The sequence below is a fragment of the Sphingomonas sp. OTU376 genome (genome assembly GCF_038440415.1).
Taxonomy (GTDB): Bacteria; Pseudomonadota; Alphaproteobacteria; order Sphingomonadales; family Sphingomonadaceae; genus Sphingomonas; species Sphingomonas kyeonggiensis_A.
In genome coordinates this window covers 1-21310 of the sequence record NZ_JASATQ010000079.1, presented here as the reverse complement: position 1 = coordinate 21310, position 21310 = coordinate 1, and the positions used below count along the sequence as shown (strand labels likewise).

24 protein-coding genes and 1 tRNA gene are annotated in these 21310 nt (G+C 67.9%); 13 read left to right on the top strand and 12 right to left on the bottom strand.

Going from position 1 to position 21310, the window contains the following annotated elements; genetic code table 11:
• Window positions 1-85 precede the first annotated feature (85 nt).
• Window positions 86-1627 (bottom strand): N-acyl-D-amino-acid deacylase family protein, encoded by a 1542-nt coding sequence (locus AAHM44_RS22045; protein ID WP_342251329.1) that lies wholly within the window; start codon window positions 1625-1627, stop codon window positions 86-88.
• Between the two features lie 188 nt (window positions 1628-1815).
• On the opposite strand from AAHM44_RS22045, the gene AAHM44_RS22040 reads away from it, so the two are divergent.
• The 7 genes from AAHM44_RS22040 (at window position 1816) to AAHM44_RS22010 (ending at window position 6654) form a co-directional block, all read left to right on the top strand.
• Complete coding sequence (locus tag AAHM44_RS22040; protein ID WP_342251330.1) at window positions 1816-2847, top strand: COX15/CtaA family protein; 1032 nt, start codon at window positions 1816-1818, stop codon at window positions 2845-2847.
• Entirely contained in the window at window positions 2844-3158 is a 315-nt protein-coding gene (cutA, locus tag AAHM44_RS22035) for a divalent-cation tolerance protein CutA (RefSeq protein ID WP_342251328.1), read from the top strand. Before AAHM44_RS22040 ends, cutA begins: the two co-directional genes overlap by 4 nt.
• The gene (locus AAHM44_RS22030; protein WP_269576399.1) at window positions 3158-3916 is read left to right on the top strand and encodes a hypothetical protein; all 759 of its coding nucleotides are present in this window, start codon (window positions 3158-3160) and stop codon (window positions 3914-3916) included. The genes cutA and AAHM44_RS22030 overlap by 1 nt, the downstream gene beginning before the upstream one ends.
• Before the next feature lie 45 nt (window positions 3917-3961).
• On the top strand, window positions 3962-4900 hold the full coding sequence (locus AAHM44_RS22025; protein ID WP_342251327.1) for a hypothetical protein: 939 nt from the start codon (window positions 3962-3964) through the stop codon (window positions 4898-4900).
• A gap of 145 nt (window positions 4901-5045) precedes the next feature.
• Entirely contained in the window at window positions 5046-5525 is a 480-nt protein-coding gene (rplM, locus tag AAHM44_RS22020) for a 50S ribosomal protein L13 (protein ID WP_184168867.1), read from the top strand.
• Window positions 5525-6082, top strand: a complete 558-nt coding sequence (rpsI, locus tag AAHM44_RS22015; protein WP_269576401.1) for a 30S ribosomal protein S9 — start codon at window positions 5525-5527, stop codon at window positions 6080-6082. Before rplM ends, rpsI begins: the two co-directional genes overlap by 1 nt.
• An 86-nt stretch (window positions 6083-6168) precedes the next feature.
• Entirely contained in the window at window positions 6169-6654 is a 486-nt protein-coding gene (locus tag AAHM44_RS22010) for a hypothetical protein (RefSeq protein ID WP_342251326.1), read from the top strand.
• On the opposite strand, the gene AAHM44_RS22005 is transcribed toward AAHM44_RS22010, so the two are convergent.
• Genes AAHM44_RS22005 through AAHM44_RS21980 form a run of 6 tightly spaced genes read right to left on the bottom strand, consistent with a single transcriptional unit; the run spans window position 6651 to window position 10802 of the window.
• Entirely contained in the window at window positions 6651-7070 is a 420-nt protein-coding gene (locus AAHM44_RS22005; RefSeq protein WP_184168870.1) for a hypothetical protein, read from the bottom strand. The two genes, AAHM44_RS22010 and AAHM44_RS22005, sit on opposite strands and share 4 nt — an antisense overlap.
• Window positions 7067-8671, bottom strand: coding sequence for an SDR family oxidoreductase (locus AAHM44_RS22000; RefSeq protein ID WP_269576403.1), 1605 nt, complete (start codon window positions 8669-8671; stop codon window positions 7067-7069). Before AAHM44_RS22000 ends, AAHM44_RS22005 begins: the two co-directional genes overlap by 4 nt.
• Window positions 8668-9060, bottom strand: coding sequence for a thiol-disulfide oxidoreductase DCC family protein (locus AAHM44_RS21995; RefSeq protein WP_269576404.1), 393 nt, complete (start codon window positions 9058-9060; stop codon window positions 8668-8670). Before AAHM44_RS21995 ends, AAHM44_RS22000 begins: the two co-directional genes overlap by 4 nt.
• Window positions 9057-9533, bottom strand: coding sequence for a hypothetical protein (locus AAHM44_RS21990; RefSeq protein ID WP_269576405.1), 477 nt, complete (start codon window positions 9531-9533; stop codon window positions 9057-9059). Before AAHM44_RS21990 ends, AAHM44_RS21995 begins: the two co-directional genes overlap by 4 nt.
• A gap of 4 nt (window positions 9534-9537) precedes the next feature.
• Window positions 9538-10224: a DUF4166 domain-containing protein gene (locus AAHM44_RS21985; RefSeq protein WP_269576406.1), complete on the bottom strand. Its 687-nt coding sequence runs from the start codon at window positions 10222-10224 to the stop codon at window positions 9538-9540.
• A 17-nt stretch (window positions 10225-10241) separates the two neighbouring features.
• A complete protein-coding gene (locus AAHM44_RS21980; protein WP_342251325.1) occupies window positions 10242-10802 on the bottom strand; it encodes a GbsR/MarR family transcriptional regulator in 561 nt (186 codons plus the stop codon).
• 248 nt (window positions 10803-11050) lie between these two features.
• Between AAHM44_RS21980 and AAHM44_RS21975 the strand changes: the two genes are divergently transcribed.
• The 3 genes from AAHM44_RS21975 (at window position 11051) to AAHM44_RS21965 (ending at window position 14678) form a co-directional block, all read left to right on the top strand.
• The gene (locus AAHM44_RS21975) at window positions 11051-12745 is read left to right on the top strand and encodes a DUF1800 domain-containing protein (protein ID WP_342251324.1); all 1695 of its coding nucleotides are present in this window, start codon (window positions 11051-11053) and stop codon (window positions 12743-12745) included.
• A 12-nt stretch (window positions 12746-12757) separates the two neighbouring features.
• Complete coding sequence (locus tag AAHM44_RS21970; protein WP_269576409.1) at window positions 12758-14137, top strand: DUF1501 domain-containing protein; 1380 nt, start codon at window positions 12758-12760, stop codon at window positions 14135-14137.
• 160 nt (window positions 14138-14297) lie between these two features.
• A complete protein-coding gene (locus tag AAHM44_RS21965) occupies window positions 14298-14678 on the top strand; it encodes a bleomycin resistance protein (protein WP_221416472.1) in 381 nt (126 codons plus the stop codon).
• Here AAHM44_RS21965 and AAHM44_RS21960 read toward each other — a convergent pair whose 3' ends face one another.
• The 3 genes from AAHM44_RS21960 to AAHM44_RS21950 form a co-directional block, all read right to left on the bottom strand.
• Window positions 14679-15425, bottom strand: coding sequence for a metallophosphoesterase family protein (locus AAHM44_RS21960; protein WP_342251323.1), 747 nt, complete (start codon window positions 15423-15425; stop codon window positions 14679-14681).
• Window positions 15422-16258 (bottom strand): diacylglycerol/lipid kinase family protein, encoded by an 837-nt coding sequence (locus tag AAHM44_RS21955; protein ID WP_269576412.1) that lies wholly within the window; start codon window positions 16256-16258, stop codon window positions 15422-15424. The genes AAHM44_RS21960 and AAHM44_RS21955 overlap by 4 nt, the downstream gene beginning before the upstream one ends.
• A 103-nt stretch (window positions 16259-16361) precedes the next feature.
• Window positions 16362-17813, bottom strand: a complete 1452-nt coding sequence (locus AAHM44_RS21950) for a DUF5597 domain-containing protein (RefSeq protein WP_342251322.1) — start codon at window positions 17811-17813, stop codon at window positions 16362-16364.
• Window positions 17814-17910: 97 nt separating this feature from the next.
• Here AAHM44_RS21950 and AAHM44_RS21945 point away from each other — a divergent pair, with 97 nt between their 5' ends.
• Complete coding sequence (locus AAHM44_RS21945) at window positions 17911-18228, top strand: hypothetical protein (protein ID WP_269576414.1); 318 nt, start codon at window positions 17911-17913, stop codon at window positions 18226-18228.
• A 13-nt stretch (window positions 18229-18241) separates the two neighbouring features.
• On the opposite strand, the gene AAHM44_RS21940 is transcribed toward AAHM44_RS21945, so the two are convergent.
• Together AAHM44_RS21940 and AAHM44_RS21935 are read right to left on the bottom strand one after the other, a co-directional pair.
• Window positions 18242-18315 (bottom strand) — tRNA-Gly (locus AAHM44_RS21940).
• A 163-nt stretch (window positions 18316-18478) separates the two neighbouring features.
• Window positions 18479-19072 carry a cysteine hydrolase family protein gene (locus AAHM44_RS21935; RefSeq protein ID WP_342251321.1) on the bottom strand — a complete coding sequence of 198 codons (594 nt, stop codon included), beginning with the start codon at window positions 19070-19072 and terminating at the stop codon, window positions 18479-18481.
• Window positions 19073-19151: 79 nt separating this feature from the next.
• Between AAHM44_RS21935 and AAHM44_RS21930 the strand changes: the two genes are divergently transcribed.
• Together AAHM44_RS21930 and pncB are read left to right on the top strand one after the other, a co-directional pair.
• Window positions 19152-19877 (top strand): NUDIX hydrolase, encoded by a 726-nt coding sequence (locus tag AAHM44_RS21930; RefSeq protein WP_342251320.1) that lies wholly within the window; start codon window positions 19152-19154, stop codon window positions 19875-19877.
• Between the two features lie 46 nt (window positions 19878-19923).
• Complete coding sequence (gene pncB, locus AAHM44_RS21925; RefSeq protein WP_342251319.1) at window positions 19924-21228, top strand: nicotinate phosphoribosyltransferase; 1305 nt, start codon at window positions 19924-19926, stop codon at window positions 21226-21228.
• The last annotated feature ends 82 nt before the right edge of the window (window positions 21229-21310 follow it).

Below are 21310 nucleotides of genomic sequence, written 5' to 3'. Positions count from 1 at the left end.
CCCCCCCCCCCCCCCCCCCCCCCCCCCCCCCCCCCCCCCCCCCCCCCCCCCCCCCCCCCCCCCGGGGAGCAGTGAGCGCCAAACGTTACCGCGCCCGGAGCAGCCTGCCCCGCTTCGCCACTCGCGCGCCACCTTCATAGGCCGCCTGCCCGCCGACCATCACCAGGTCGAAGCCCTCGGCCTTCGCAAACGGATCGACATAGCTCGACCGCGCCTTCACCTTCGCGGGATCGAACAGGATCAGGTCCGCCTGCATGCCCGGCCGGATCACGCCGCGATCGCCGAGCCGCAGGATATGCGCGGGCAGGCCGCTGCCCTTGCGTACCATCTCCGCGATGCCGAGCTTCCTGTCCCGCACCACATATTCCTCGACCAGCTTGGCATAGGTGCCGGTCGCGCGCGGATGGCGCATGCCGGGGCCGCCATCGGTCGAGAAGGCGACATACGGATCGAGCAGCAGCACGTCCTGCAGCGCCTTGTCCTGGGTGAAATGCGCGCCGGAACCGCTCTGCGGGCCGATCTTGATCAGGAAATCGGCAAAATGGAGCCCCGCCTCCCGCGCCGCCTGGGCCAGCGTCTTGCCGGCATAGGGGGCGGTGCCGATCAGCAGCGCCTCGGGACCGCCGCGCCGCGTCATCCGCTGCACCAGATAGTCGCGCAGCTCCTGCCGGCGCTCGGCCACCACCCTGGCGTAGTCCGTCGGCGGCAGCGCCCATTTGGGGAAGAGGATGGCGATGCCGGTATAGCCCGCCTCATAGGGGTATTGATCGGCGGTCAGCTCGATCCCCTGGCGGCGCTTGTCCGCCAGGAAGGCGAGCAGCTCACGCGCCCGCGCCTCGCCCTTCCCGAACACCACCTTCAGGTGCGAGATATGCGGCCGCGCCGGCAGCGACGAGGCGATCAGCTCGTCGATCGACGCCTTGATGTCCTCGTCATTCTCCGAGCGCATATGGCTCATCACCACGCCGCCATAGCGGCTCACCACCTTGCCGAGATTGGTCAGCTCGGCGGTCTCTGAATAGATGCCCGGCACATATTCGAGGCCATAGGACAGGCCGAACGCACCGGCACGCATCTCGCTGTCGAGCTGCGCCGCCATCCGCGCCAGCCCCGCCGCATCGGGCACGCGCACCGAATCCGGCACACCGGCTGCGCGGCGCAGCGTGCCATGGCTGGCGAGCAGCACGACGTTGAGGTCGATCGGTGCCCGGTCGATCGCCGCCATCCAGCTGCGCGGGTCGAGGTCCTTGCCCAACCGCGGGCCGCTGCCGTCCTGGCCGAGCGTGATCGTGGTGACACCCATTGCCAGGAAGGCTTCATAGCTGTCCTTCAACGGGTCGCCATGGCTGTGCATGTCGATGAAGCCGGGCGCCAGCACCCGTCCCTCGCCCGCGATGACGCGCCGGGCATCGCCCCCGGCCGAGGGCGGATCGATCCGCGCGATCCGATCGCCGCTGACCAGCACATTGGCGAGCCGCGGCGGCGTGCCGGTGCCGTCGACGAGCAGCACTTCGCGGAACAGCGTGTCGGGTTGCGCCGCAAGCGTCGCGACCATCGGCCATGCGGAAAGCCCGCCCGCCGCCACCGCTCCGCCCAATGCCTGTCGCCGTGTCAAACGTTGCTTCATGCCGCTCCCCGATCGCTTTTGCCGGACTATGCGCACAAGCGCGGCGCACGCGAATCACCAAGGCTGCATAAAGTCATGGCCTCAACGCATGGGGTGTCGGTTTGCCGCCGGTCAAAGCCGTGCGCGCGGCGACCGCGCAGGACTGGCCATCCCCCCTGATCGGAATTACACCACCGCCCGTGCTCAAGATGACTTCGCTGCCCGCCTCCGTCCGCCTCCGCGCGCTTGCCACCTGGCTCTTCGCCGTCGCGGCGCTGATCGTGCTGATGGTGGTGATCGGCGGGATCACCCGCCTGACGGAATCGGGACTCTCGATCACCGAGTGGAAGCCTTTCACCGGCACCATCCCGCCGCTCACCGAAGCGGCGTGGCAGGCGGAGTTCGCCCGCTACCGCGAGATCGGCCAGTACACCCAACTCAACCAGGGCATGACCCTCGCCGAGTTCAAGAACATCTTCTTCTGGGAATATCTCCACCGGCTGCTCGGCCGGGTGATCGGCATGGCCTTCGCGCTGCCGTTGCTCTGGTTCGCCATCCGCCGGGCGATCCCCAAGGGCTATGGCTGGCGGCTGATCGCACTGCTCGCGCTGGGCGGGCTGCAGGGCGCGCTCGGCTGGTGGATGGTCAAGTCGGGCCTGAACAAGACCAGCACCGCGGTCGACCATTTCTGGCTCTCCGCGCACCTGATGACCGCGCTGTTCACGCTCGGCGGCATCATCTGGACCGCGCTCGACCTGCTCGCGCTCAGGCGCAACCCGATGGCGCGCCCCGCCCGCCTCACCGGCCTGGCGGTCGCGGTACTGGCGGTGCTCGCCGTCCAGCTCTTCTACGGCGCGCTGGTCGCGGGGCTGCGCGCCGGGCTGGTCACCGACCAGTGGCCGCTGATGAACGACCATTTCTTCCCCGGCGTCAGCCAGGCGGGGCAGAGCCTGGGCCATATCCTCTTCTCCGATCCGGCGGTGGTGCACTTCATCCACCGCTGGTGGGCCTGGATCACGGTCGCCGCGCTGGTGATCCTCTCCCGCAAGGTCCGCGCCGCCGATCGCCGCGCCTCGATCGCCATCCACAGCGCGTTCGGCACCCAGATCCTGCTCGGCATCGCCACGGTGATGGCCGGCATGCCGATCTGGCTCGCCGCGCTCCACCAGCTCACCGGCGCGCTGGTCGTCATCGCCACCGTCTGGGGCGCGCATGTCGCGGGCAGCCGGGCCGGCGCTTGAGCGAGCTGGCGCTCTTCTACGTGACCTTCGCCACCCGGGCGGATGCCGAGCGCGTGGCCGAGACGGTGCTGGCCGAGAAGCTTGCCGCCTGCGCCAATATCCTCGCGCCCTGCACCTCGCTCTATCTCTGGCACGGGGAGCTGGAACGCGCCGAGGAAGTGCCGGTGTTGTTCAAGACCCGCCCGATGCTCTCCACCCGGCTGCGCGAGCGCATCGCCGCGCTCCATCCCTATGACCTGCCGGTGATCGAGAGCTGGACCGCCACCGTCGGCGGCGATGTCGCCGCCTGGGTGGAAGGCGAGACGCGCTGATGCTGCTCGCCGCGATTGTCCTCCAGGCAAGCGCGGCCAGCTTCTCCCCGCCGCTCGACCGGGCCCTGCTGGTCGTGACCGAGCGCCATGACGATACCCGCCTCTACCGCATGGAGCGCCGCATCCGCTTCGCACGCGAGGACGGCGGCTATCGCGCGGAAGTCGTGCTCGCCGAAGCGGAAGGCGAGACCAGCGACAGCAGCGGCGCGCTGTTCGAGGCAGGCTATGCCGCGCTCGCCGGTACGCCTCTGATATTCCACCTCGACAAGGCCGGCACGGTCACCGCGATCGACGACCTCCCCGCATTGTGGGAGCGCTTCTGCCGCCGCGTCGCCGAAGTCGCCGCCGCGCGTCGCGCGCTCGCCCCTGCCGAGCGCCCCAAATTCGCCGAGCGCGTCGCTGCTCCGATCCGGGCCCTGCCCGACAGCCGCCGGCGCGCGATGCTCGGCTCGCTGGTGCTCGCGGTGGTCCCCGACGAGCCGCTGGTGCCGGGCACCACCCCGGTCCGGCTGCCCGGCAGCTCGGCCTATGGCAGCGCCAGGCCACTCGAGGGCATGCGCAGTGTAACAGCTTCGCCCGGCGGCCTGCTCCGCAGCACCACCGTCGCCAGCGGCGAGAACGTGACCCTCGAACGCATCACCGAAGTCGATCCCCATACCGGCCTGATCACCCGCAACAGCAAGACGCTGCGCATCCGCACCGGCGGCCTGGAAAGGATCAGCCGCACCCGGCTAACGGTCGAACCGCTCGCCGATTGACTCGCCGTGCCGCGCATGGCCGAACGCCGGGCAAAGGGGAAATCCATGCGCTCGATTCTTGCCGCCGCTCTGCTCGCCTGCCTTGCGGCCGCACCGCCCGCAGCGGCCCAGGCATCGACCAAGGCCGAACCCGCAACGATCGATATCGTCTTCAACCCGCCGACCGACGCGCCGATGCGCTACCGCGTCGCCCGCGACCGCGCCGCCCGGACCAGTCGCCCGGGAATGTCGGCCAGCTGGGTGGAGGAACTGCGCTTCACCAAGGCCGGCGACGGCTTCATCGCGCATTGGCGGATGGAGGCCACTTCGTTACCGCCCGAGATGCGCGCGCCCGGGATCGCCCCGATGATCGCCCCGTTCACCGGCGAGCCGATCGCCTTCGATCTCGACGCGGAAGGCACCGTGCTGCGCGTCCGCGACTGGCCGGCGGCGCAAGCCCGGATCCTGGCCGCCGTCGATGCCGCCGGGCAGCTGATCCCCGCCGCGGATCGCGACAAGGTGATGCCGCAGGTCCGCGCGATGTTCACCGGCCTCACCGCCGAGACCGCGCCCTCGGCCCTGTTGCGCAACGTCGAGCCGCTGTTCGGCGGTGGCGGACTGTCGATGCATGTCGGCGAGGAGATCAGCACACCGATCGAGCAGCCGGTGCCACTGCTCGGCGGCAGCGTCGCGATGGACGTCACCATCACCCTGAGCGCCGCCGAGCCCGGCCGCACCGCCACGCTCACCTCCCGCTCCGACTATGATCCCGATTCTTTCAAGCGGCTGCTCACCCAGCTCGCCGATCGCTTCACCCCGGCGGAGAAGGCCGCGCGTACGCAGGAGCTCGAGCAGATGCTGCCCGAGATGCTGCTCAGCGAAACCGGCACCACGCTGATCGACCTGCCCAGCGGCATGCCGCTGCGCTACGAAAACAGGCGCATCGCCACCATCGACGGCAAGACCGTTCCTGTGGAATCGCTCGCACTTACCTGGCTGCGCTGAGGGGAAAACGACCCACGGTACTCAGATACCCGTCAGCAAAGCCCCACTTTTCTTGACTTTTCCCGAGCGAATCGTCAGAGGGCCTTCAACCGCGCTGCCCGAAAGGGTGGCGCGCTCGCGTTTCATACTCGAAAGGTCCCAGCCCATGAAGGCGCTGATGAAGACCACCAAGTCGGCGAAGCCGGCCGAGGTGGAGAAGAAGTGGCATATCGTCGATGCCGACGGCCTCATCGTCGGCCGCGCTGCCGTCGTGATCGCCAATGTGCTTCGTGGCAAGCACAAGACGAGCTTCACCCCGCACGTCGATTGCGGTGACAATGTCATCGTCATCAACGCGGACAAGATCAAGTTCACCGGCAAGAAGCTGGGCCAGAAGGTGTACTACAAGCACACCGGCTATGCGGGCGGCATCAAGGGCATCACCGCCGGCAAGGTCCTCGAAGGCCGCTTCCCGGAGCGCGTCCTCGAGAAGGCCGTTGAGCGCATGATCCCGCGCGGCCCGCTGGGTCGCCAGCAGATGCGCAACCTGCGCATCTATGCCGGCGCTGCGCATCCGCACGAAGCGCAGAACCCCGAGGTCCTCGACATCGCCGGCATGAGCCGCAAGAACAAGGTGGGCGCATAATGTCTGACAACCGCCAGTCCCTTTCCGATCTCGGCGCCATCGCCGCCGGTGAGCAGGCCGTGGCCGCCCAGGCGCAGGCTGATTCCGATACCCGCGCCGATGCGTATCTCGCCGGCCAGCTCGACGAGCCGGTCAACACCGCCCCGCTGCGTGCGCAGGAGCTCGACAAGTTCGGCCGCGCCTATGCGACCGGCCGTCGTAAGGACGCCGTCGCCCGCGTGTGGCTGAAGCCCGGCACCGGTAAGATCACGATCAACGGTCGTGACCAGGAAGTCTATTTCGCGCGTCCGACGCTGCGTCTCGTCATCAACCAGGTGTTCGGCATCACCGAGCGCGAAGGTCAGTATGACGTGATCGCCACCGTCAAGGGCGGCGGTCTTTCGGGCCAGGCCGGCGCGGTGAAGCACGGCATCAGTCAGGCGCTCACCAAGTACGAGCCGATCCTGCGCACCCCGGTGAAGCGCGCTGGTTTCCTGACCCGCGACAGCCGTACGGTCGAGCGTAAGAAGTACGGCAAGGCGAAGGCCCGTCGTAGCTTCCAGTTCTCGAAGCGCTAAGCGCCTCGGCAACTGCCAACGAATTGGGGCGGTCCGGCAACGGGCCGCCTCTTTTCGTTTGGGGAATGCGCGGCTAGCCTTGCGCCATGGCGCTCGATCACCCCGACACGATCCGTATCCTCGCCTTTCTGGGCGAGATCGGCATTCCCGTGTCCCAGGGGACGATCGCCGGCGACAGCTTCCTGCCCGGCATCGAAGTGCGCGACGGCGGACTGCTGCTAGACCCCGAGCGCCCCTTCTATCCCGGCGACCTCCTCCATGAAGCGGGGCATATCGCCTGCACCGATCCCGCGGACCGCCCGACGCTGTGCGAAGTCCGTGACGATCCGGGCGAGGAAATGGCGGCGATCGCCTGGTCCTATGCCGCTGCCCGCGCGATCGGGATCGACACGCGCGCGCTGTTCCATGCCGACGGCTATCTCGGTGGTGGCGAGGCGCTTGCGATCGCCTTCGACAGCGGCAAGGGCCCCGGCCCGCCCATGCTCCAATTTTACGGCATGGCCGCCGAGCCGCACCAGGCCGAGAAACTCGGCCTTCCGGTCTATCCAGAAATGGCGAAATGGCTGCGCTAGGGTTTGCGCATCAGGTCATAGAGCGCCAGCCGGAACACCAGCCCGCCGCCCGCACCGCTCGCTCCGACTATCAGTAGGAGCGCGATGCCTTCCCATGCCGATGCGGGCCCGATCCAGATGAGCATCGGCACGACGCCGACCACGGCACCCGAGGCCATCGCGTTCCACCAATGCAGCCGATAGCGGCGCTCGAGCCACAGATAAGCCGGCAATCCCAGCACCAGCGCATGGCCGAAGGCGAATGGGAAGCCCAGCACCAGCGCATAGAACAGGATGGCCGGCGTGTCCGTGAATGCCGACAACGGCGCTTCGCGTGCGAACAGCAACCAGAGGATTGCACCGGCAAGAAGGGATGCCGCGATCGAGGCGACCAGGAACGCGCCCATCACCTTGCCGAAAGGCGCCGGTTCTCTCATGCCCGCTCCAGCCAGCCGGTATAGTGCACCACGTCGCCGATGATCGGCAGGCGCACCCGTACCTCGAAACGGAAGCGTCCATCCTCCTGCCATTCGCGCGCATCGATGCGCGGCCCCAGCCGGCGCGGCATCGGCACGCCGAAGGCGGTCCAGCCGCGCAGCACCATCTTCAGCCCCTGCCCATCCGAAGGCAGGTCGAAGGCGAAGCGCAGCGGCCCGAACCGCTCGGCGACACCCTGCCCTGCCTGGCTGAGTTCGCTGGAGAAGGCATGGCCGCCAAAGTCGCGCGTCCAGCGTTCCTTGCCATGTTCCGCCGAGAAAGCGACGCGGAGTGACCAGCTGCCCTCGGGCGGAAAGCCCATCACGCGCCCCACCAGCCAGGCCAGCCCCCTGCCCCGACGCACCTCGCCTTTCCCCGACGCCCCGGCATCGCCGATAAAGTCGTGCATCCCACGCACCGCCTCCGGCAGCTTGCCGAAGCGCGAGCCCATCGCCCGGACATAGAGCGGATCGACCGCACGCTCGACCACTTCGGTCCGGATCGCGAGCCTGGCGAACAGCGGCTCGAACCGATCGAGCGTCAACAGCCCGCTCGCGTCGCGCGCGCCCGGCGGCACCTTTCCGGAGAGGATATCCTCTGCAAGCAGCTCCGCCGCCAGCGTCGGAATCTCGGGCCCGTCGCCCCGCTCGGCAATCAGCGTCCAGCGCCGCGCGATGCCCGATCCGGTCAGCGTCACGGTCATGGCCGAACGGTCGCTGCCACCACGCCCGGTGAGCGTCTGGAGCTTATGCATCCAGCGCGCCGTCCCACCGAGCGAGCCGATCCAGCCCCAACGCACCGGCCAGCTCATCAGCCATAGTCCGAGCATGTGGAGACCGAACTCGGTACCGGCGTGGAAGGTCACCGCCGGGCGGCCGGGCAGCGCATCGGGCATCAGCGACAGATCGGGCACCTCGGCAAGCGCAACCCAGCGATGGAGCGGCGCCATCCCGTCCACCATGAACCGCACGCGCCGGAGCGCCTGCCAGCCGGTCGCCCCGATCCAGCGGCGCCCGCGCCACAGCCGCACCGGCCTGCCGACATAGGACAGGATCGCCGCCGCGACCGCCGGACCTGCCACCGCCCGGTTCGATGCGCTCAGCGCGATATCGACCCGCTCCACCTGGTCCAGCCCCTCCGCCAGCTTCCGCACCACCGCGCCCGACAGCGCCGGCAGGCTCGAGGCTCCGCTGATGATCGGCACCGCAACCGCTGCACCCTTGTCGAGCGCGCCGACCCCGGTGACGAAATCGCGCGCATCGGCCAGGTCGAGATAGGGGATGCGCATCGCGATGCAGGCCTCGGGCACCGTGGTGCCGCTACCCTGGAAAGGCCCGGCCGCGTCGATCACAAGGTCCGGCCGCTCGCGAGCCAGCACCATGCCGATGCCGTTGGTCCGGTCCGCCACCACCGGCTCCGCGCCCGCCAGCCCGGTGCAGAAAGCCGAGGCGCGCTCGAAGCTTCGCCCCGCCACCAGCACCGCGTGCCCGGCGCCCAGCAACCGCCGGCTTAGCCGCGCACCAAAGCCGCCATAGCCGCCGATGACGAGGATGCGGCTCACAGGATGCGCGCCCTTTGCTCGGGGCTGGGCACCCAGCAGGCATCATGCTTGCCAAACAGCCGGTAGCGGTTGCGCGCGATCCGGCGATAGGCGGCGTCGCGCCAGCCGCGCGGGATCACCCGCATCACGCCGAGCGCCCGCCACGGCCAGCCCAGCGCTTCGGCGATCGCCAGCACGCCGTCGCTGTCCCGCCGGGTACGGTCACCGTCGATCACCAGCATCGTATCCGGATCGTCGGGATCGACACCGAAGCGCTTGCACAGCGCCTGCCCCGCCTCGCTCTGCACCGAGGCGAGCCGGAAATGCCCGCGCCGGTCATGCCGCAGCACGAAGCGCGCGTTCGTCGTGCACAACACGCAGACGCCATCGAACAGGATGATCGGGTTCATTCGGGTGCTTCCCGCCGCCAGTTCAGGGCCGCCCAGAATGCCAGCCCCGCCAGCGCCCCAATTAGGCCCAGCCAGGCACACACCTCGAACAGCTGGCGCCAACCCGCCGCGGTATAGCGTCCATGCTCGGACAGCACGGTGCCGCCGATCTGCGAATATTCGCCCGGATTGTTGAGCAGCACGAGATAGGGGAGCCCGCCGACCAGGAAGCCACCGATCGCGGCGCTCCACCAGCGCAACCGCCAGCGCAGGCTGAGCAGGCCGTAGAGGGGCAGGCCCAGCAGCGCCACATGCCCTGCGGCCAGGATCGCCCCGACGATGAAAGATGCCACCGCCATGAACCAGGCCTGCTCGACGACGCCCTCCATCACGCCGGTCACGATGAAATAGGCGGGAAACGCGCTCGCCCCGACAAGAACCGCGGACAGGATGGCGGCCAGCAGGCGTCGTCCGGAGGGCTGGTCCTGGTTCATCGCCTCACTCCGCCGGATCCGCGAACACGCAGAGCTGGTGGACCAGCTCGCCGAGCAGCGGGTGCACCAGGTCGAGGCTGAACACGAAGCGGCCATCGCCGATGTCGATATGCCCCACCGTCAGCTTGCCCGGCATCGCCCAGTTGGGCAGCTTCACCCGCAGCCTGCCGAGCTTCAGGAAATAATGGTCGCTGACGAACAACAGCGCCCCGCCATCCTCCTCCAGCCGCAGCGCTATCCCCACGCCAAGCCCCAGATATTCCTCGATTCCCGTCGGCCCGGCGAAGCGCTTGGCGCTGTGGATAACCTGTGGAAAACCCTGTGCACGGCCATATTGCCGCGTCCAGTATTGCCCTTGGCCGTCGCCATCCGCCGTCACGCTGACGCTGGCCGATACGCCGACGTCCGTGCCCAGCGGCAGCGGTGCGCCGATCGCGCGGGAAAGCTGCGCCAGCAGCCACCCCACCCGGCTCATCCGGCATTCGGCGACTTCGCCCAGATAGGAGACACAGGCGCCGGCCTTGATCTTGCGCAGGAAGCGGCGGCGCGTCGCCGGCGGCAGGAACAGCCAGCGCTCGCCGAGCAGCCGCGCGAACGGGCTCTCGGCATCGTCCCAACGCGGCGCCGCGACACGGTGCCAATCGGCGTAACGGGCCAGCGAACCCGGCGCATATCCGAATGCCGCTCCCATGGGACCGCTCCTTTCGCCTACTCGCTCTTGCCCTTGGGCAGGAATGCCAGAATCTTCTTGCCCAGCCGGATCAGCGTCATCAGCCGTCCCGGCGGCACGCTCATCATCTGCTGGTACCAATCGTCGATCGTCACGACGAAGTCCTGCATCGCCACGATCCGGCTACGCGCCGTGTCGGAGATCGCCGCATCGCGTCTCGCTTCCTCGGTGCAGACGCGCAGCGCCGCCACCGCCGGATCGATCTCGCGCTCCTTGCGGCCCTGGGCAATGCGCGTGAGCATCTGCATCAGGTCAACCTCGGCCTCGTAATGATCGCGCCGGTCGCCCATCACCGGCACGCGGCGGATCAGCTTCCAGCCCAGCAGTTCCTTCAGGCTGTTCGACGTGTTGCTCCGCGCGATGCGCAGCGTGTCGCTGATCTCCTCGGCGTTGAGCGGCCGGTCGGAGAGGTAGAGCAGCGCATGGATCTGGGCGACCGAGCGGTTGACGCCCCATTGCCCGCCCATCTCGCCCCAGTGCAGCACGAACTGCTGCACCGCGATCGGCAACTGAACAGCGTTGTCCGTAATTTCTGTCATAACAGAAATATGAGACAGAATTGCACGGGAGTCAATCGCCTTCGCGGTCCATCGCGCCCCAGCCTCGCTTCGCCGCCATGCACGCCGTTGCGGCAGCGCAACTAGCGGCCTGGGCTGCGACGTTTGCGCACGGCGCAATCGCGATGAAGATTTCCTTAGGTATTTCTGCAGGTTGTTCGGATTCTTCCTCTAAATTATTCATGGAAGTGCAGGTTGCGGCGGTTCCGCGGCCTCGGGGGAAATTCGGGGTGTTCCAAAATCACAGGACGGCCGTGCTTGGCGCGGCGCTTGGTCTGCTTGTGCTCGGCGGCTGCGATGGCGGCGGCGGGGGTGGTTCGTCGTCGAGCGGCAGCGCCGGCGGCGTGGTCACCACGCCCAGCCCCACGCCGGCACCGGTGGTGTTCACCGATGGCGATGCCGCCCGCCTCGCGCGGCAGGCGAGCTTCGGCCCGACCACCGACCTGGTCGCCCGCATCAAGTCGCTCGGCGCCACCGCCTGGGTCGACGAGCAGCTTGCCGCCTCGTCGAGCAGCTATGCCGATCTCACCACCGAGGTCCGCCGCGATTTCTGCGTGAGCACCGATACGGTGTGCAACCGCGCGCATTTCAGCCGCACGCCGGTGGCGATGCGCTTCTTCGCCAATGCCGTTGCCGGATCGGACCAGCTGCGCCAGCGCACCGCCTTCGCGCTCGGCCAGATGATCGTCGCTTCGGAAGCGGAGGTGAACTCCACCGCCGGCATCGCGACCTTCAACCAGATCTTCCTCGCCAACGCCTTCGGCAATTACCGCGACATCCTCGCCCAGGTGACGATGAGCGGATATATGGGCGATTATCTCGACATGGCGGACAGCAACAAGTCCGGCCCCTCGGAGAATTACGCCCGCGAGCTGCTCCAGCTCTTCTCGATGGGCCCGGACGCGCTCAACATGGACGGCAGCCTGAAGCGCGACAGCGCCGGCGGCGCCATCCCCAACTATACGACCGACGACATCAAGGGCGTCGCCAAGGCGCTTACCGGCTGGACCTATGCCCGGGTCGGCGGCGCGGCGATCACCGATGGCAATGCCCGCGACTATTCCAAGCCGATGATCCAGGTGGCGGCACGCTACGACACCACCCAGAAGAGCTTCCTCGGCACCAGCGTCGCCGCGGGCGCCGCCCAGGACGCCAGCGTCGCCGCCGTAGTGGACGCAGCCTTCAATAATCCGTCGACCGCGCCCTTCGTCGCGCGCCACATGATCGTCCACCTGGTCACCGCCAATCCCAGCCCGGCCTATATCGGCCGCGTCGCGCAGGTGTTCGCCGATAATGGCAGGGGCGTGCGCGGAGACATGAAGGCCGTGGTCCGCGCGATCCTGCTCGACAGCGAGGCCCGCTCGGCGCCCACCGCGACCGGCGGCAAGCTCAAGGAGCCGGTGCTGCTGATGACCGCGCTCGCCCGCGCGATCGGCTTCGCGACCGATGGCTATGTCTTCACCACGCGCGATACCAGCCTCGGCCAGCCGGTGTTCCGCGCGCCTTCGGTGTTCAATTTCTATCCGGACGATTTCCCGCTGCCCGGCTCGGCCACGCTGAAGAGCCCGGCCTCGAAGCTGCTCAACACCTCGAACGTGCTGCGCTGGCACAATTTCGTCTATGACTGGACCGTCTCGGGCGATGCCAGCCGCAGCGAGTACGCGCTGGATTCGGGACTGCCCATGTCCTCGCTCACCCAGCCGCTCTGGACGAGCTGGGAAGCGTATGGCGTCGACCTCGATGCGATGGTGGCGCGGATCGACCTGACGATGTTCGCGAACACGCTCAGCCAGGCGCAGAAGGATGCGCTCAAGGCGGCCGCCACCCCCATCACCAATACCGATGTCGCCATCCAGGCGCGCCGCCGCGCCCAGATGATGCTCTACGTCGCGGCCTCGAGCCCGATGTTCCTGGTCGATCGCTGAGGAGCCGGACCGATGACGTTTTCCCGACGCGACTTCATGAAGGTCACCGCCGGTGCCGGCGCACTCGCCGCAATCGGCCAGCTCGGCCGCACCACCGCCATGGCTGCCCCGAACGGCAGCTACCGCGCGATGGTCGGCGTGTTCCTGTTCGGCGGCAATGACAGCTGGAACATGGTGATCCCCACCGATGCCCGGCACGCTGCCTATCTCGCCGCGCGCGGCAGCGTCGGCATCGCCGCCAGCCGCCTCACCGCGCTCACCGGCACTGCCTATGCGCTGCATCCGGCGATGGCCGCGCTCCGCCCGATCTGGGACGAGGGCAGCCTGGGCCTGGTGCTCAACGCCGGCACCCTCTACGCGCCGCTGACCAAGGCGACCTACCAATCGCGGGCCGATCTCCGCCCAACCAACCTGCTCAGCCATTCCGACGAGCAGGCGCACTGGCAGGGCCTGCGCGCTCGGGACTTCGCCACCGACGGCTTCATGGGGCGCCTCACCGACAAGATGGGCGCGAGCAGCGTCCCCTCGATGATATCGATCGCGGGCTCGCAGCTCGCGGTGATTGGCAAGACCAGCTCGGCGCTCGTCCTGCCCTCCACCGGCACGCTGTCGCGCTCGGGCTACTCCACCGCGTCGAACGCCGCAAACACCGCCAAGAACAACGCGCTCGGCACCTTCTCCTCGGCCACCGGCCTGGGCGACCTGTCCGAAGCCACCGCGCGCGACGTAAACGGCAGCTATGCCCAGGCGACCACCGCCAACACCATCATCTCGGCGACCAGTTCGCTCGACGGCTATTTCGTCAACCCGACCACCGGCGCCGCGCTGACCAGCGACGTCGCCCGTCAGCTGATGCGCGTCGCCCGGATGATCGATGCGCGCGGCTCGCTCGGCCATGGCCGCCAGACCTTCTTCGTCAGCCAGGGCGGGTACGACAATCATTCCGGCCAGGTGAATGGCGGCACCAACGACACCGGCACCCACGCCAACCTGCTGGGCGACCTCGCCATGGCGCTCGCCGGTTTCCACCGCGCGATGCAGTCGATCGGCATGGCCGAGAACGTCACGGCGTTCACGATGAGCGACTTCGGCCGCACCTATCGCGGCAATGCCCAGAACGGCACCGACCATGCCTGGGGCGGCAACCACCTGGTGGTCGGGGGCAACGTCGCCCCCGGCGGGATCTTCGGCGCCTATCCGGATCCGGTGCTCGGCGGTGCGACCGACGTCAGCAGCGAGGGCCGCTTCGTCCCCGCCGTCTCGCAGGAGGAATATATCGGCGCGATCGCCCGCTGGCATGGCGTCAGCGACGCGGACATGCCCTATGTCTTCCCCAACTGGTCGACCTGGAGCACCGGCGGGCGCGCGCCGCTGAGCCTGTTTCGAACCTAAGCGGACCTCATTCCCGCCGTCACCCCGGCCTTGAGCCGGGATGACGTGCAAATGGGAGCATTCGATCTACCGCATACGGTTCCTGCGCGCTTAACTGCGTATCCGGATTGCGCTATCGTTGCGCCCGGGTAATGGGGCGCGCCTTTCGGGGAGGCGAGTGATGGCCAATCTTTATCGCATTACGCCGTTCATGCATGTGCCGGACTTCGAGAAGGCGCTGTGGTTCTTCACGGACGTGCTGGGCTTCGAACTCTATTTCCGGACGCCCAACTATGCCTATGTCCGGCGCGAGCAGGCGGCCTTCCGCATTCTCGAGAATATGGGCGACGACGGCGCGCCTCCGGGCAACCGCCGCTTCTGCTATTATATCGACGTCGAGGATGTCGATGCCATCGCCGAGGAGCTCGCCCCCAAGGCGCCACTGCTCAACGACGGCGATATCTATGGCCCGATCGACCAGATGTACGGCCAGCGCGAGCTGATGGTGGTGGCCCCGGACGGGAACCTGCTGGTGTTCGGGCAGGATATCTCGAAGCGGTGACTAGAGGGGGACGCTTCCCTCTCCCATGAACCGCGCCCGGGTGGAGAAGCTCGCGCCCTCCACCGTGATCTCGTTGAACGAGGGCGGCCTGGCGCGCACCCGCTCGGACAGCGTCCCCGCTCCGATCAGCCGCACGGTCCGCCCCTCGACCTGATGCTCGACATCGAACGGGTCATGGACATGCCCGGTCAGCACCGCATGCGCACCTGCCCGGGCCAGCGCCGCAAGCGCCTCGGGCCCGCGCCGCGTCTCGCTGGTCATCCGGGTGCCGCCTTCCACCAGCGGATGATGGCAAGCGACGAATACCAGGTCGCCCGCCGGCACCGCCTCAACCTGCGCCAGCGATTCCTGCAGCGCCGGCGTGCTCACATAGCCCTTCGCCCAGTTGAGCCGCCACTGGAAGCGCGCCGTGGTCTTGAGCGGCACCACGGCCACGCCCCGGCGGTCGAGCGGCCGCTCGATCATCGCCTCCAGCGCCCGGTAGCGCTTGTAGGGCGTCACGAACCGCGCCCAGAGGTTGAACCAGGGCAGGTCGTGATTGCCCACTTCCACGGTCACCGGCCGCCCAAGCCCCTGCAGCCACGCCGCCGCCGCCGTGAACTCCTTCGCGCGCGCATGCATCGTCAGGTCGCCGGTCATGATCACCGCATCGGGCTGTTCTTCCCGCACACGCGCGCCGAACCAGTCGATGGCGGCGCGATCCTCGCAGCCGAAATGGACGTCGCTGACGTGGAAAAGCCGCGTCACCCCAGCGCCGCCCGCGTCGCGATGAACACCTCGCGGCTCATCCCCGCGGTGACCGCCGTACCCGGCGCCAGCGACACCGGTTCGCCGTCGAACAGCGCGAGCACCGGCTTCTTGCCCGTGGTGCGCAGTTCATCGGTCAGGCTCTCGCTCACCGCGTGTGCGGCCACCCAGTCGCCGGTCAGCCATTCCCAGCCGAGCTGGACGATCGAACCCCAGTCGCGCGCGTCCACCGCTGCCACATGCAGCTCCTTGCCCTCGGGCCGGACGAACACCGCCTGATATTTGTCCCTGAGCGCCGGCACCCCGCCGATGCGGATGCCGCTGCCGCCGAAGGTGCGGTTCCACGCGATATGCGCGGCCTGGAACAGCTTCTTGATGGCGCCCTTGCGCGCCGCCTCGCGCGCCCGGAACCACGCGGTCGCAGGCCCCAGTATCAGTCCGACAAATCCGCGATGCTCGCCCGCCTCGATATAGGGCAGCGCCACCCGTGTCGTCTCGTCATGCGCCGCCTCGATGATCGTCTTCGGATCGAGCGTATCGTGCAGCGACTTGGCCAGCAGATTCATCGTGCCGCCCGGCAGGATCAGGAAACTGCCCTTCCACTTCTCCAGTGCGCAGAGCGTCGTGTTGATCGTCCCGTCACCGGCGAACAGCACGACGGTGTCCACCTTCTTCCGCGTAAGCGACGCTCCCTTGGGCAGCTCCTCCGCCGGGAATTCGGTGCGGCCGACCAGCGTCAGCCCGCGTTCCTCAAACACAGCCTCAAGCGCATCGCACTTGGCCTTGGTGGTCGATCCCGAGCCGGGGTTGGTAATGAACCAGAGTCTTTCCATCCCGGTCGTAACGCCCGGGATACGAAATGGCTCAACCTGATCCCTCTTTAAGCGTCATCCCCGCCTTCGCGGGGATGACGAAAAAGCGGGAAGAGCGGCCCACTCAATACCGATACAGCCGCACCTTCTGGATGCCATACTGCCCCGGCGGCAGGCGGACATGCCGCCCCTGGTGCGTCTCGTCACCATTGAGCCGGCGCCCGGCCACCCATTTGCCATCCTCGAACCCGCCTTCCTCGACCAGGTCCAGTCCGACCCGCGGCTCGAAGGTGAAGGTCACCCCACTGCCGGCGACCAGATAATCCTCGCCGCCCAGCCAGAGCAGGATCGCGCCATGCTCACCGGGCTCCTGCTTGTCCTTGGGCGTCCAGGGATCGACGAAGTTCGCGGTGATCCGGTAGCCGCCCATGCTCGCCACCTGCGGGCTGCTGTCGACCACGCCTTCGAAGCTCACTACCGGCGAGAAGCCGTCCTGCGCCTTTGCCGCGAACAACGCCGGCGTCAGCTGCTCGAGCATCGCATAGAAGCCGCCCAGCCGGTCCTTGTCGCCGATCTGCTCGATCGCGAAGGGGCTGAACCCGATCGCCTTGTGCTTGCCGATCACCCGCATCGCATTGGCCGGTGCGCGCAGGTCGCCCGCCTGGTTCGCTTCGGGCACGAACAACACATTGCCCGGCACGACATAGCCGTCGGCGATCCCGGCGAAGTTCGGGAAATAGATGTCGGGTGAGAGCATGTCGATCGCCGGCGCGGCGTCCTTCCATTCGCGCATCAGATGCGCCAGCGGCCCGCCGCTGGGATATTCGCCCGGCAGCTTGCCCGGCCGTCCCTGCGCGCCGTTGACGTACATCGGCAGCCTGTATTCGCGCTTCCCCGCCTCGGCGACGACATTGGCGAAGCGGGCATAATGGTGCGCGGTGAAGCCTTCCTCGCTGCCCCTCCATTTCGCGAAGGCGGCATCGGCGAGCGGGCCATGCTCGCGCGCGCTCGGCAGGAAGCCGATCTCGTTCTCCACCTGCACCATCAGCACCGTATGGCGGTCGCCGTCGATCGCCTTCAGATGCTTCATCACCGCCGCGAATGCCCGCGCGTCGCTGTCGAGCGTCGCCTTGCCGAACGCCGAGAGGATATCCTGCGGCTGCCCGTCCTTGCCGGTCGAGCGCATGAAGCGCTTGCCGTCGCGCTTCACCCAGGCGGGCACGTAGGTCGACATGCTGTTCTTCCAGGTACCGAACCAGAGCAGCACCAGCCGCATGTCGTTGGCACGGGCATCCTCGACCAGCCAGTCGAGGCTGGAAAAGTCGAACTTGCCCTCCTCCGGCTCGATCGCTTCCCAGGTTACCGGCGCCAGTACGGTGTTGAGGTGCAGCGTCTTCAACCGCTGCCAATGCGGCTTGAGCCAGGCGCGATCGGTCGCGGAGCTGTTCCCCAGCTCGCCCCCGCGGATCAGGAACGGCTTGCCGTCCACGATCAGCCGCCCCCCCTCCAGATGCGGCGCCTGCGCGAGCGCGGGGGTGGCAAGGAAAAGGGCGAGCGTGGTGAGCCAGCGAAGCATGACCTGCACAATAGTCAGAGTTATTAGCCCATGGGAAGGCCGAGCTTGCGCCGATCGCCCGGGTGGGCCAACCGGCGGGTCGAAGATTGGAGCCCCTATGTCCCGAGCCGAATTCCAGCGCGTCGCGCCGCCCCAGCTGACGGCGGAAGTGCGCATGTACGAAACGGCCGAAGGCGGCCTTGAGAGCCCGGCGCAGCCGGGCTGGACCTGCCCGGTGATGACCGAGACGACCAAGCCACTGGTCGGCTGGGACGCGCTGCCGCTGCTCCGCGATGCGCCGCTGCATCCCGGCGAGACCCGCGAACTGGGCTTCGTCTTCCTCTCGGGCGACGCCGCAGTCCGCGCGCTGCGCGAAGCAGGCCATTTCTATTTGTGGGAAGGCCGCTTCATCGGCGAAGGCCGGGTGATCGACTGAAGCGTGGGGAAGTTGGAGCGGGTAGCGGGAATCGAACCCGCGCTAGAAGCTTGGGAAGCTCCTGTGATACCATTTCACCATACCCGCTCGGGCCCGCCGAAATCCCCGCTTTTGCCGATTCTGTCAAGCGGCTCCGCTCAGTGCCGCAGCTTGAGGTGATGCAGCGGCGGCCGGCGCTTGCGGAACAGCAGCTTCAGGCAAACCCAGAGCAACAGCCACTCCCATAAAGAGGGGACGCGGTCGGCACGCATCACGCCACCTCCTCGATCGCCACCGCCGCGCCCGGCCATTCCTCGGCGACGACCTGGGAGATCGGCCGGGCGATACCGCGCGTCAGCCCGATGGGTACGGTCACCCGGAAGCCCCGCGCGATCAGCCCTTCCACGGCCCAGCGCACGCAATAGTCGGCCGCGACGCCGACCACGGTCACCACGTCGATTCCGGAAGCGGTCAGCCCGGCGAAGAAGCCGTCGCGGTCCGCAGCCTCCCCGCTGCCGATCCGCTCCACCGCAAGGCCCGGCTCGGCCCACATGTCGAACACGCCCTTCTCCAGCCGCAGCACCGGGATCGCGGGACCCACCGCGCCGGGATCCACCATCAGTTCCCAGCCCGGCGTCCCCTCCACGCAATGCGGCGGGAACTGCTTCGCTTCCTCGGATACCGCATAGACCTCGGGTACATGCGTATCGAAGGTGAACAGCACGCCGGCGGTGTTCCCGGGATGCAGCCCGGCCAGCCAGGCCTGCATCGGCGCGACGATCTCCTCAGCGCCCGGCACCGGCAAGGCACCGTCCGCCGCCACGAAGTCCCGCTGCATGTCCACCACGATCACGAAGTTCGGCATGATCCATCTCACTTTCCGGATTTGACATATATCCGATTCGCACATAAGTAAAGCGCACAGTGAATATAAGGCCCCGCCGATGGACGAAGCGACCTTCCTCGAAAGCTATGACCCGGCCGCGTTCGAGCGTCCGTCGGTGGCGGTTGACCTGATCCTGATGAGCGTGGTCGAGGGCGCACCCGCGGTGTTGCTCACCCGGCGCGACCAGCATCCCTTCCAGGGTGACTGGGCACTTCCCGGCGGGTTCGTCGGCATCGGCGAGAGCCTGGACGCGGCCGCCCACCGTATCCTCGCCGAAAAGGCGCACATGGCCGATGCCTATGTGGAGCAGCTCTACACCTTCGGCGCGGTGGACCGGGATCCGCGCATGCGGATCATCAGCGTCGCCTATTTCGCGCTGATCCCCGCCACTGTCTTCGCCGCCGCACTCCGGGCCGCGCCCGAACTCGCCCTTGCCAGACTGACCGTCCCGGCCGGCGGCCTGGTCGAGGCCCGGCTTGCCGAGGGCGAGATACTCACCCTCGCCTTCGATCATGGCGCGATGCTCGGCGTCGCGATGCTGCGGCTGCGCGGCAAGCTCGACTATTCGGGCATCGCCTTCGCGCTGCTTCCCGAGCGCTTCACCCTGCGCGCGCTGCAGGATGTGTACGAGGCGATTCTCGACACGCGCCTCAACAAGCCCGCCTTCCGCCGCCGCATGCTCGATCGCGGCTGGCTGGCGGCAACCGGCGAGCGTGAGACCGGTGCCTCGTTCCGCCCCGCCGAGCTCTATCGCTACCACCCGCACGGCGAAGCCCCTCGCTGAGCCGCACTGCCCCGTCTATCGTCACCGGCCGAACCCGGAGGAAGCCTTGCCCGTCACCGACATCGCCACCCGCGTCTACAACCATGGCTGGCGCCTCGATCCGATCGTCCGCAGCCTGCTCGATACCGATTTCTACAAGCTGCTGATGCTGCAGATGATCCGCCACCTTCATCCGGACGTGCAAGCAACCTTCTCGCTGATCAACCGCAGCAAAAGCGTCCGCCTCGCCGAGGTGATCGACGAGGCCGAGCTCCGCGCCCAGCTCGATCATGCCCGCACGCTGCGCTTCTCGAAGAAGGAGTTGATCTGGCTCGCCGGCAACAGCTTCTACGGCAAACAGCGCATGTTCGCGCCGGATTTCATCGCCTGGCTCGCGGAGTTCCAGCTGCCGGAATATGACCTGCACAAGGTCGACGGCCAGTTCGAGCTGCATTTCGTTGGCCCCTGGACCCACACGATGATGTGGGAGATCCCTGCGCTGGCCATCGTCAACGAGCTACGCTCGCGCGCCGCCCTGAAGGGCAAGGGACGGTTCGAGCTCGACGTGCTCTATGCCCGCGCCAAGGCCAAGATGTGGGACAAGGTCGAGCGGTTACGCCAGCTCCCCGATCTCGTCATCTCGGACTTCGGCACGCGCCGCCGCCACGGCTTCCTGTGGCAGCGCTGGTGCGTCGAGGCCTTGAAGGAAGGCCTGGGCAACCGCTTCATCGGCAGCTCAAACGTGCTGCTCGCGATGGACAATGACCTGGAGGCTATCGGCACCAACGCGCACGAGCTGCCCATGGTCCTCGCCGCCCTGTCCGAAACCGACGAAGCGATCGCAGCCGCACCCTATCGTGTGCTCGAGGAATGGCAGGCGCATTATGACGGCAACCTGCTGGTCGCCCTGCCCGATGCCTTCGGTACCACTGCCTTCCTGCGCAATGCTCCGGACTGGGTCGCCGACTGGACCGGCTTCCGCCCCGATTCCATGCCCCCGATCGAAGGCGGTGAGCAGATCATCGCCTGGTGGCAGGCGCGCGGCCGCGATCCACGCACCAAGCTGCTGATCTTCTCCGACGGCATGGACGTCGACAGCATCGAGGCGACCTATCGCCACTTCCACGGTCGCGTCCGGATGAGCTTCGGCTGGGGCACAAACCTGACCAACGACTTCCGCGGTTGCGATCCGGCGGGCGGTCACGACCTCGAGCCGATCTCGCTCGTCGCCAAGGTGACCAGCGCCAATGGCCGCCCCGCCGTCAAGCTCTCGGACAATCCCTCCAAGGCCACCGGCGATCCGGCCGAGATCGCCCGCTATTTGCGCATCTTCGGCGAGGAGGGCCGCGTCGCCCAGAAGGTCGCGGTGTAGCTCCCATCATGCTGCGCCACCACCGTGGGGGGCGCGCGCGGGGGGGGGGGGGGGGGGGCGCCCGCCCGCCCCCCCCCCCCCC